The sequence below is a fragment of the Planococcus sp. VCh962 genome (assembly GCF_057748275.1).
On record NZ_JBYLHS010000001.1, the window covers coordinates 1,471,214 to 1,480,847 of the forward strand.

Here is a 9,634-nt window from a genome sequence, read left to right on the forward strand (position 1 = left end):
CAATCTAACCTGGATAAAAAGAAAGCTTGAATTCTCTATGGAATTCAAGCTTTCCTCACAACTTCACTTTGTATCCGATTCCACTTTCCTTGCTCAATTCAATTTCGCCATTTTTCACCGTTATTTCCGGGATGATGATATCCTCATTCCAATAATGCCGAGAATCGGAAAAATCGCCGGGCAGTGTGATTCCTGGCAATGACGCTAAAGCTAAATTATGCGCTTTGGAGATGCCGAATTCAATCATGCCGCCAACCCACATGCCGATTGAATTCGATCGGCATAGCCTTGCCACTTTCAAAGCTTCGCTCCAGCCGCCAAGCCGGCCCATTTTCAAAACGATTATATCGCCTGCTTGTTCATCAATCATGCGCTGAACGTCTTCCAAGCTTTTAATGCTTTCATCCAGGCAAATAGCGGTATTCATTGCTTTTTTTGCCTTTGCATGAAGCAGCCATTGCTGTTCGCCAAAAGGCTGCTCAATCAAGGCAAAACCGGCTTGGTCAAGTTCCAGCAGTTGTTCAAACGTTTCTTCTGCAAACGCTCCATTGGCATCTGCGAAAAAGAGTGGCTCCGGGTATTTTCTGATAATCCCTGCCAGCACGTCCAAATCGGAGTCCGGGCTGATTTTAATTTTTATGCGGCTATACCCTGCAGATACTGCTTCCGCCACTTGGCCTTCTATTTTTTCCGGATCTGCAGCCACCACAATACCTGCAGGAATCGACCGTTCTTCACCGCCAACCATTTTCCAAAGCGGCACGTCTTTTTTCTTGGCGAATAAATCCCACACGGCCATTTCGATTGCAGCTTTTGCCATGCGGTTGCCTTTCACTTGCTGAAACAGCCGGCTTACATGGCCCGGATGTTTCAAGCTTTGATGCAGCAAGATCGGAATCAGCACTTTTTCAATGACAAACCGGCTGCTTACCACTGTCTCTTCCGTATACCAAGGCGTCGAGAACGCCACACATTCCCCGTAGCCTTCCACACCTTCTGCATCAGTCACTTTAACAATCAGGCTTTCCCGCTCTTCCACATTCTGCAAAGACGTCTTAAACGGCTTTTTTAAAGGTTTATTCACCTCTTGCAATTCAATCCCCATGATTGTCAGTTCCATAGCTTCAACTCTCTTCGGAGAAGCTTGTTTGATGCATTGCGCGGCAAAGAATCTACAAATGATAATCGCTTTGGCACTTTATAAGAAGCGATTTGTTCTCTGCAGTATGCCAATAGTTCATCTGCTTCCGCAGGTTCATTCAATGCGACAAAAGCCACCGGAACTTCACCCCATTCTTCATCCGGCACACCGCAAACGCCCGCTTCCCGGACAGCCGGGTGTGCAAGCAGCACTTTTTCGATTTCAGCCGGATAAATATTTTCGCCTCCTGAAACGATTAGATCCGAACGCCGGTCCACAACGAACAAAAATCCTTCTTCGTCCAAGTAACCGACATCCCCTGTATGAAGCCAGCCATCTTCCTGCACTTTTCTGCCTGAAAATTTGCCAATATAGCCCGGCGTTACTTGAGGACCATGAATCAGGATTTCTCCTTTTTCGCCAGGGCTTGCTGTGCCGCCTATTTTAACTTGATACAAGAACAGCGGCTTGCCTGAAGAACCGATTTTTCGCTCCGCATCCGCGGATTGCAGCGTGGTCGTCTGCGAGGACGTTTCGGTCATGCCATAAGTCTGCAGGACCGGTATGCCGCATTGTTCTGCACGCTTGATATATGCCACTGGAATCGGACCGCCTCCTGCAAGAATCGCTTTAAAACGAGGAGATGCTGTCATAGAAGCTTCTTCCACACTTCTCAGGATCCGTTCAAGCATTACGCCAACCATCGACATATGCGTCACGGTCCCGCTGCATATCTCTTTGGCACTGCGCTCAGCGTCAAATTTCTCATACAGCCTTACACCCATGCCATAGATCAGCGAACGCATCAAGATGGAAAATCCGCTGATATGGAATAGAGGGACTGAACAAAGCCAGACATCGTCAGGTGAGACTCCAATATTTAGCGCAGAAGAAACGGCACTTGAAAAATGGTTTTCTGCCGTCTGCCGAACACCTTTTGGATTGCCTGTCGTTCCCGATGTATACATGATCGATATCGTCCGGCCTTTCTCCCATTCATGTTGGATTTCAAACTCAATCGGAAACGCTTCGCGGATGGAACTGAATAAAACCGGATTATAGTCCTCCACTTTTTCTTTCAATTCATCATCCACCAAAACAAATTCAGCTTCCGAGTCATCAATTTGATAAGCCAGTTCCGGTGGCGCCAGCCGTTCGTTGAGCATGACCATTTCACAGCCAATATGCATGCAGCCATACATGACAAAAACAAAATCAGGATTGGACTTTGCTAAAATGGCGACGCGCGATTCTTCCGCCACTCCTAGCGCTGTCAGTTTACCAGCGTATTCGAGTGCTATTTCATTGATTTCAGCAAAAGTCCATTGTTGCTCTTGGAACGTTAACGCCATACGGCTGCCGCTTAAATGACTGCGCTGGCTCAACCAATTTGGATAAGTCATTTAAAAAATCCTTTCTTCAAAAAAAGCTGCCCTAAAAGGACAGCTTCTGATTATTCATTGATCACGGGAAGCGAGGGAATTGACCAAAGTCCGGTTTGCGTTTTTCCTTAAACGCATCGCGGCCTTCTTTTGCTTCATCCGTTGTGTAGTAAAGCAATGTCGCATCTCCTGCCATTTGCTGAAGACCAGCAAGGCCATCTGTATCGGCGTTCATTGCCGCTTTTACAAAGCGAAGCGCGGTCGGGCTCATTTCGAGCATTTCCTCACACCATTTTACTGTTTCATCTTCAAGCTGCTCGTAAGGAACCACTGTATTGACTAACCCCATATCAAGTGCTTCCTGCGCGTCGTATTGACGGCATAGGTACCAAATTTCACGTGCCTTCTTATGTCCGATGATGCGAGCTAAATAACCTGAGCCATAGCCGGCATCAAATGAGCCGACGCGTGGTCCTGTTTGTCCAAAACGGGCATTGTCAGCAGCAATCGTCAAGTCGCACACTACGTGCAGAACATGGCCTCCGCCGATTGCGTATCCTGCAACCATGGCGACGACCGGTTTCGGAATAACTCGGATCAAACGCTGAAGATCCAATACATTCAAACGTGGAATTTCATCTTCTCCTACATATCCGCCATGCCCTCGGACACTTTGGTCTCCGCCTGAACAGAATGCTTTCTCGCCTTCACCTGTTAAAACGATAACGCCTACTTTAGAATCGTCGCGTGCACGTGAAAATGCATCGATCATTTCATGCACTGTTTTCGGACGGAAGGCATTGCGCACTTCCGGACGGTTGATCGTAATTTTGGCAATGCCATTATACGTTTCATATTTTATATCTTCATATGTACGTTCTGTAATCCATTCGCGTGTCATGATTTTCCTCCTTGATAGTTAGAACTTAAATACTCCTTTACCATTGTAGCAAATTCAGCAGGTTTTTCCACATGTATTGCATGCCCTGCTTCAATAACACCGTGTTGCACCTTTGGAAGTGCCTGTTTCATCTCTTCCGCAATTGCCATAAACTTCGAATCCATGGTTCCTGTCACCAATAAAACCGGTAAGTTCAGCTGTTTCAGCTTGGTCCAGTAAGACATTTGCGTGCCGGTTCCCATGCCGATTAAGCTATTGGCAAGCCCCAGTGGACTTTGATGCAGCCGCTCTGAGCGGATAGTTTGCTTCACTGTTTCGGGCAATTGTTTCTGGCTGTCAAAAAGCGGGATGTTTTCCCATTTATCAACAAACGAAGTAATGCCATTCGCTAAAATCCGCAGCGCCAGTTCGCTGTCACGCTGTTGCCGCTCAAGCCGTTCTTCCATCGTTTTCAACCCGGGAGAGGCACTTTCCAGTATCAATGCCTCTACTTGCTCCGGATAAGAACAAGCATAGGCAAGAGCTGTGCGGCCGCCCAGTGAATAGCCGGCCAACACAAACTCTTTCAACCCCATCTGACCGAACAGCAAATTCAAATCGCGAACCTGGAGCTCCATTGTATAACGGGAAGAATCTTCCGGTGACTCCGTCTTGCCATGGCCAAGCAAATCAATCAGAACAATTTTGTATTCCGGTAAAGCCCTGGCAATTTCATGCCATGTTTTTGTGCTTCCAGTAAAACCGTGAAGAAAAACAACAGTGGATTCCTTGTCGAAGTTTAACACTTCTAGATGATACTGAACATCTAAAATTTGAATCTTCATTACTTCGACAGCTCCTCGCTAAACCGATTCCACAATTTCCGATGGATTTCCACATTTTGTTGTCTGTCTGTAAAAACTTCGATGATTTTTACAGGCTTTTGCTTATGGCTGCGCAAAGCTAAAACAAGATCTTCTTTTGATTGCACCGCTGCATACTCGGTGTCATACATCCGTGCTGCATCTTCAAAACTCATCCCGGTCGGTGTGCCAAACAAATCTTCAAAATACCGTTCTTCCTGCGATTGCGGCAAATAAGAGAAAATTCCTCCACCGTCGTTGTTCATGACGATTATCGTCAAATCGGTGTCTTGCATTTTTGAAGCAATCAACCCATTCATATCATGCAGAAAAGATAAATCGCCGATAAATAAATACGTCGGGCGTTTTACTGCTGCCTGTACACCAAAAGCAGTCGAGACAACTCCGTCAATGCCGTTGGCTCCCCGATTGGCGTAAATCATGACATCACGCTCGTTGGTATGGAAAAATGTATCCAAGTCCCGGATTGGCATGCTGCTGCTGACGACCAGATGGCATTTGTCCAATTCATCGAAAAACACTTTTGCCAAAACGCCTTCATCGAGCTCATTTTCACAATGCTGTTCTACCATTTGCCAATACAGCTGTGATGCCTCTTGCCATTTAACGGCATAGGCATTTTCTTCTTTCGCTGTGATCGGTAGCTGCCATAAGCCTTTGGCTGCTGCTTGTATATGATGCGTTACGACAGACTGGGCATCACGCATCATCGGGCTTTCATCAAATACGACATAGTTTTTCGGTTTAATTGCAGCTAGATACAAAGTAAGCGGCTTCGACACCGGCTGCGGTCCGATTCGAATGACCACATCCGGGATCATCGCAGCCTTGAACTGTTCATTTTTCAATATGGCATCATATGCATCGATGATCAAATGCTGATCTTCCGGTTTTACATTGGCACGCAAATTGGACAACGGGTCTGCCAGCACCGGCCATTGCAAGTTCTGCACAAATTCCCAAAAGCTTTCCGGCATAGGAGCAGTCATTTCCCCTACCACCAATAGCCCTTTCTGCTGTTCCAATAAACTCTGCAAAAATCCCTCTGTCTCTTTATTCATCATAAACTCACCAGTAAAATGCATCATTTCACCGCGGCTTTCATAGCTTTGGTCAAAGTCGATGCGCAGCGGTTCACGGAACGGCACATTCAAATGGACAGGTCCTTTTGGTTCCGTTTTCGCTGTAGCCACTGACCGATGGAGATGACGAGCCAAAAATTCCAACAGATTCTTTTCTTCTGGCATTGGCAAATCAGCAGCCCATTTTACATGGGAACCGAATAAATTGATTTGGTTGATGGCTTGTGGCGCACCGACTTCACGCAATTCTGGCGGCCGGTCCGCTGTCACGACTAATAACGGAACCCTTGCATAATAAGCCTCTACAACAGCAGGGAAATAATTGGCCGCAGCTGTTCCTGAAGTACAAAGCAGCATGACCGGCTTGCCGGATGCTTTCGCCATTCCTAGCGCAAAATAAGCTGCAGAGCGCTCGTCAATCTGTCTGTATACCGTTAAACCTTCTTGTTTCATGCATGCGTAAGCAAGCGGTGTTGACCGGGAACCCGGGCTAATTACCACGTCTGTTACGCCTAAGTGGATAAGTGAATGTGTAAAAGCTGATACATACTCTGTTAATGATTTACGATTCGTCACTCAATTGACCTCCAAGTGCACGGAGCATCGGTCTGAATTTAACCCAGGTTTCTGCATACTCCGACTCAGGTGTGGAATCTTCTACAATTCCGCCCCCTGCATATAAATAAGCTTCTTTTTCATTTAGCAGCGCTGACCGGATGGCCACTGCAAACTCACCGTCGCCTTTTGCATCAATCCAGCCAATCGGTGCCGCATAAAATCCTCGGTTCATCGTTTCGTATTGGCGGATCAAACTCAGAGCTTCTTGTTTCGGTTCACCGCCGAGCGCTGGTGTCGGATGTAAATCCTTAACCAAATCAAACAATGTCGAACCGGTTTTCAATTCTCCTTCAACCGGTGTATAAAGATGTTGTATATCCCTAATTTTCATTAGCTTAGGCGTTTTTGGAACAAACAAATGAGAACTATGTTCGTTAAAAACTTCACTGATCATCTTTACTACATATTGATGCTCAGAACGGTTCTTTTTATCGTTCAGCAATTCATTGCCAAGCTTCGCATCCATTTCCACCGTATTGCCGCGGGGAGTTGATCCTGCCAGGCATGTAGAAAGGGCTTGGCGATCTTTCACTTTTACAAGACGTTCCGGCGTAGCACCGAAGAATAATTGATTATGTGCTTCCAATCCGAACAGAAAGCTTTCAGGCTGCTCTTCAGCCACTTGGCATAAAGCCGCCCCAGATGAAAATGGCTGTTCAAATTCCAATCTCAAAGAACGGGCAATTACCACTTTTTCAGCTTGTTTTGCTTTAATGATGGCTGTTACTTTATTGATCGAATCCAAATACTGCTCTTTCTTGATTTCAGTACGCTCTACCACCAGCGGTTTTTGGTACTTCGGCCGTTCCATAACTTGTGCTGCGTGAATCAGTCGATCGCGCTCTTTTCGAAGAGCCTCGAACGCATTGAATGTTGCATCCTCTTTTGTGATTAAATTGATGCTGACATATGCCTGATCATCTTTAATAATCATTTGAAACGATGGTACTGCAAAATAAGCTTGTGGAAAATGGGTCCATTCCGTTTGTGTTTTATTTAACGGATCAAATGAAAATCCACCAAATAATATTGGCTGCACATCTGCTTCTTCGTTAACAATTTGACTGCATAAACTTTGCCAATCCTCTTTGATTTCTTCAAATCTTCCATGATGATTTGGTGTGGCAAGCACATGGGCATGTCCAAGCCCGACGAATGTAAAAGTCTTTTCCCGATTCTGCCAAAACATCCGCTTTCCTTTATAGTGCTTCTCGCCTGCTTCAAAAAAAGCTAATGCCGACATCCGTGAAACTTCTATTGTTTCTGTGTAAAAACTGTACGCAAGATAACGCGTACTTATATATTTTTCTGTCGATGAATACTGTTGTGGATTCATCTTTTTCCCTCCGTTTTAAACTCGTTGTGCAAAAAGCACAATCTGCTTCACTTTTTAATCTCTATCTTCTATCATACTCTTTTCTCCTAAATTCAGCACAACATTTGATGTAGGTGCATTGAATTTGAAGCAAAATATGAAGAGAAAAATTGTACAGAATGTCACAATCGTTTCTAAACAATATTGGATGGCTTTTTGGAGCAATTCATTAAAACTTTTTCTTTATGTTTATGCTTTAAATTTTGAAGAATCCTTTTCATTTTTAAGAAAAGGTTTATATTGACTGAAATTTCTAAACAAGTTATATTGAGATAAGTTTTATTAGGAAAGGGGAAGATCGATTGAGGCCAATTATTATCGGTGTTTTTGCAGCTTTCTTTTTTGCTTTTACATTTGTTTTAAATGCCAGTATGGAATCAGCAGGTGGAAGCTGGATTTGGAGTGCTTCCTTAAGATATATATTTATGGTCCCCTTTCTTTTATTTATTGTGCTAGCCCGTAAAAACTTAAAGCCGCTATTAAACGAAATGAAAAAAGCACCAGTACATTGGCTGCTTTGGAGTTTTATTGGATTTGTTTTATTCTATGCGCCTTTATGTTATGCTGCCGCCTATTCGCCGGGTTGGTTGATTGCCGGAACATGGCAGATCACTATTATCTCTGGCTCTTTATTAGTGCCATTGTTTTATACAACGATTCAGACTCGAAATGGTCCGCTCCAAGTCAGAGAAAAAATACCTTATAAAGGGCTAGCAATGTCACTTCTTATACTTCTAGGCATTTTGTTAATGCAGCTCGAAAATGCTCAGCAAATTTCATTGCAAACATTTTTACTAGGCTTTCTTCCCGTACTGTTGGCATCATTCGCTTATCCTCTCGGAAACCGTAAAATGATGGTTCTGTGCGGCGGCCGTTTAGACGCTTATCAACGGGTTCTGGGCATGACATTAGCAAGTCTGCCTTTTTGGCTTGTATTGGCTTGCTACGGGTTATGGAAAGAAGGTACACCGGGCTCCTCACAGATTTTCCAATCATTAATAGTAGCCATTTGTTCTGGAGTTTTTGCGACCGTACTTTTTTTCATGGCAACTGATATGATAAGAAAAGATATGAAAAAGTTAGCAGCAGTTGAAGCCACTCAATCTTTGGAAGTTTTGTTTGCATTGGCTGGAGAAGTAATTTTTCTTTCTATTGCTCTTCCATCTACACTGTCTTGGGTCGGAATTGCCGTAGTTATGATTGGTATGATCGCTCACAGCCAAACTTCGATTCAAAAAAAGCCCAATACCGTCCAGTCCATTAGTAACTAAAAAGGAGCTACTTTAAAAACAAGCAGCTCCTTTCTTTTATTTATCTCCAATAAAAAAGAGACATGCATTGTTATGCATGTCTCTTTTAGTATGACCCCTACGGGATTCGAACCCGTGTTACCGCCGTGAAAGGGCGGTGTCTTAACCGCTTGACCAAGGGGCCAATTACTGGCGGAGAAGGAGGGATTTGAACCCTCGCGCCGGTTTCCCGACCTACACCCTTAGCAGGGGCGCCTCTTCAGCCACTTGAGTACTTCCCCAGTATGGCTCCGAAGGTAGGATTCGAACCTACGACCATCGCATTAACAGTGCGGTGCTCTACCACTGAGCTACTTCGGAATGGTGGGCCTAAATGGACTCGAACCATCGACCTCACGCTTATCAGGCGTGCGCTCTAACCAGCTGAGCTATAGGCCCATATGTATAATGGAGCGGGTGAAGAGAATCGAACTCTCATCATCAGCTTGGAAGGCTGAGGTTTTACCACTAAACTACACCCGCAAAAAATGGTGGGTCAGGACGGAATCGAACCGCCGACACTTAGAGCTTCAATCTAATGCTCTACCAACTGAGCTACTGACCCACTTTGTTATGTAAAAATGGCGGTCCCGACCGGGATCGAACCGGCGATCTCCTGCGTGACAGGCAGGCATGTTAACCGCTACACCACGGGACCATTTTGGTTGCGGGGGCAGGATTTGAACCTGCGACCTCCGGGTTATGAGCCCGACGAGCTACCGAACTGCTCTACCCCGCGACAATATTATAGGTGGTACATTGTTTCTGTTACGCGTCTTTCGTAGTGGACACCTGCATCGCCTTCGGCTGCTTCGGTGTTAATCGCTGTCTTCGTTCAGCGATTTGCTCTACCCCGCGACAATACTATAGAAGATTTAAAAATATCAGTCCACACATTTTGGAAATAAATGGAGGAGGAAGAGGGATTCGAACCCCCGCGGGATTTGACTCCCCTGTCGGTTTTCAAGACCGATCCCTTCAGC

7 protein-coding genes and 8 tRNA genes are annotated in these 9,634 nt (G+C 45.2%); 1 reads left to right on the forward strand and 14 read right to left on the reverse strand.

Features of this window, described 5'->3' with window-relative positions; translation table 11 throughout:
- Window positions 1-55 precede the first annotated feature (55 nt).
- The 6 genes from menC to AC3AQ9_RS07445 form a co-directional block, all read right to left on the reverse strand.
- The gene (menC, locus tag AC3AQ9_RS07420; protein WP_488306781.1) at window positions 56-1,120 is read right to left on the reverse strand and encodes an o-succinylbenzoate synthase; all 1,065 of its coding nucleotides are present in this window, start codon (window positions 1,118-1,120) and stop codon (window positions 56-58) included.
- The gene (locus tag AC3AQ9_RS07425; protein WP_488306782.1) at window positions 1,111-2,544 is read right to left on the reverse strand and encodes an o-succinylbenzoate--CoA ligase; all 1,434 of its coding nucleotides are present in this window, start codon (window positions 2,542-2,544) and stop codon (window positions 1,111-1,113) included. Before AC3AQ9_RS07425 ends, menC begins: the two co-directional genes overlap by 10 nt.
- A 61-nt stretch (window positions 2,545-2,605) precedes the next feature.
- Window positions 2,606-3,424, reverse strand: coding sequence for a 1,4-dihydroxy-2-naphthoyl-CoA synthase (menB, locus tag AC3AQ9_RS07430; protein ID WP_488306783.1), 819 nt, complete (start codon window positions 3,422-3,424; stop codon window positions 2,606-2,608).
- Window positions 3,421-4,248 carry a 2-succinyl-6-hydroxy-2,4-cyclohexadiene-1-carboxylate synthase gene (gene menH, locus AC3AQ9_RS07435; protein ID WP_488306784.1) on the reverse strand — a complete coding sequence of 276 codons (828 nt, stop codon included), beginning with the start codon at window positions 4,246-4,248 and terminating at the stop codon, window positions 3,421-3,423. The genes menB and menH overlap by 4 nt, the downstream gene beginning before the upstream one ends.
- Complete coding sequence (menD, locus tag AC3AQ9_RS07440; RefSeq protein WP_488306785.1) at window positions 4,248-5,945, reverse strand: 2-succinyl-5-enolpyruvyl-6-hydroxy-3-cyclohexene-1-carboxylic-acid synthase; 1,698 nt, start codon at window positions 5,943-5,945, stop codon at window positions 4,248-4,250. The genes menH and menD overlap by 1 nt, the downstream gene beginning before the upstream one ends.
- A complete protein-coding gene (locus AC3AQ9_RS07445; RefSeq protein WP_488306786.1) occupies window positions 5,932-7,323 on the reverse strand; it encodes an isochorismate synthase in 1,392 nt (463 codons plus the stop codon). The genes menD and AC3AQ9_RS07445 overlap by 14 nt, the downstream gene beginning before the upstream one ends.
- A 341-nt stretch (window positions 7,324-7,664) precedes the next feature.
- Between AC3AQ9_RS07445 and AC3AQ9_RS07450 the strand changes: the two genes are divergently transcribed.
- Window positions 7,665-8,633 (forward strand): DMT family transporter, encoded by a 969-nt coding sequence (locus AC3AQ9_RS07450; protein ID WP_488306787.1) that lies wholly within the window; start codon window positions 7,665-7,667, stop codon window positions 8,631-8,633.
- 91 nt (window positions 8,634-8,724) lie between these two features.
- On the opposite strand, the gene AC3AQ9_RS07455 is transcribed toward AC3AQ9_RS07450, so the two are convergent.
- From AC3AQ9_RS07455 to AC3AQ9_RS07490, 8 genes are all read right to left on the reverse strand, one after another.
- A tRNA-Glu gene (locus tag AC3AQ9_RS07455) sits at window positions 8,725-8,796 on the reverse strand.
- 6 nt (window positions 8,797-8,802) lie between these two features.
- Window positions 8,803-8,893, reverse strand: a tRNA-Ser gene (locus tag AC3AQ9_RS07460).
- A 4-nt stretch (window positions 8,894-8,897) separates the two neighbouring features.
- Window positions 8,898-8,972: transfer RNA gene (locus AC3AQ9_RS07465), tRNA-Asn, on the reverse strand.
- 1 nt (window position 8,973) lies between these two features.
- A tRNA-Ile gene (locus AC3AQ9_RS07470) sits at window positions 8,974-9,050 on the reverse strand.
- Between the two features lie 10 nt (window positions 9,051-9,060).
- Window positions 9,061-9,134 (reverse strand) — tRNA-Gly (locus AC3AQ9_RS07475).
- Window positions 9,135-9,140: 6 nt separating this feature from the next.
- Window positions 9,141-9,216, reverse strand: a tRNA-Phe gene (locus AC3AQ9_RS07480).
- A gap of 17 nt (window positions 9,217-9,233) precedes the next feature.
- A tRNA-Asp gene (locus AC3AQ9_RS07485) sits at window positions 9,234-9,309 on the reverse strand.
- 4 nt (window positions 9,310-9,313) lie between these two features.
- Window positions 9,314-9,390, reverse strand: a tRNA-Met gene (locus AC3AQ9_RS07490).
- Between the last annotated feature and the right edge of the window lie 244 nt (window positions 9,391-9,634).

Excerpts from the sequence above, each read along its gene's own strand:
- menC (WP_488306781.1), bottom strand. The coding sequence starts at position 1,120 with ATGGAACTGACAATCATGGGGATTGAATTGCAAGAGGTGAATAAACCT.
- AC3AQ9_RS07425 (WP_488306782.1), bottom strand. The coding sequence starts at position 2,544 with ATGACTTATCCAAATTGGTTGAGCCAGCGCAGTCATTTAAGCGGCAGC.
- menB (WP_488306783.1), bottom strand. The coding sequence starts at position 3,424 with ATGACACGCGAATGGATTACAGAACGTACATATGAAGATATAAAATAT.
- menH (WP_488306784.1), bottom strand. The coding sequence starts at position 4,248 with ATGAAGATTCAAATTTTAGATGTTCAGTATCATCTAGAAGTGTTAAAC.
- AC3AQ9_RS07445 (WP_488306786.1), bottom strand. The coding sequence starts at position 7,323 with ATGAATCCACAACAGTATTCATCGACAGAAAAATATATAAGTACGCGT.